1 protein-coding gene is annotated in these 539 nt (G+C 69.2%); it reads left to right on the top strand.

Features of this window, described 5'->3' with window-relative positions; translation table 11 throughout:
- Positions 1-539, top strand: a 539-nt coding sequence (locus tag AQI95_RS44295) for a substrate-binding domain-containing protein (protein WP_159056793.1), incomplete at both ends; no start/stop codon positions are given.

Below are 539 nucleotides of genomic sequence, written 5' to 3'. Positions count from 1 at the left end.
AGGTGTCGACTGATGACGTGGCCGCGGTCCAACAGGCCTACGCCCACCTGGCCTCCCTCGGCCACACAAGGATCGGCCTCATGGTCGGCCCGGCCGACCACACCCCCTCCCGCCGCAAAGCCGCAGCCTTCACCACCCTCGCCCAACGCACCACCGGCACCAGCACCGGCACCCGGGAAGACACCCACCCCATCGGCCACGCCCTGTTCTCCTTCGAAGGCGGCCAAGCCGTCGCCACCGAACTCCTGGCCACCGGCATCACCGCCCTCATCTGCGGCAGCGACATCCTCGCCCTCGGCGCCATCCGCGCCGCCCGCCGCCAAGGACTCACCGTCCCCCACGACCTGTCAGTCGTCGGCTACGACGACTCCCCCTTCATGAACTACACCGACCCGCCCCTGACCACCCTTCGCCAACCCATCGAAGCCATGTCCCGAGCCGCCGTAACCCTCCTCGCCAGCCAGATCAACGGCACCCACCCCACCCCCAAAGAACTCCTCCACGAACCCGAACTCGTCGTCCGCCACTCCACCGCACCC

The organism is Streptomyces yokosukanensis, assembly GCF_001514035.1.
GTDB lineage: Bacteria > Actinomycetota > Actinomycetes > Streptomycetales > Streptomycetaceae > Streptomyces > Streptomyces yokosukanensis.
The sequence above is the reverse complement of the archived record's forward strand: the minus strand, read 5'-3'. Positions and strand labels throughout refer to the sequence as shown.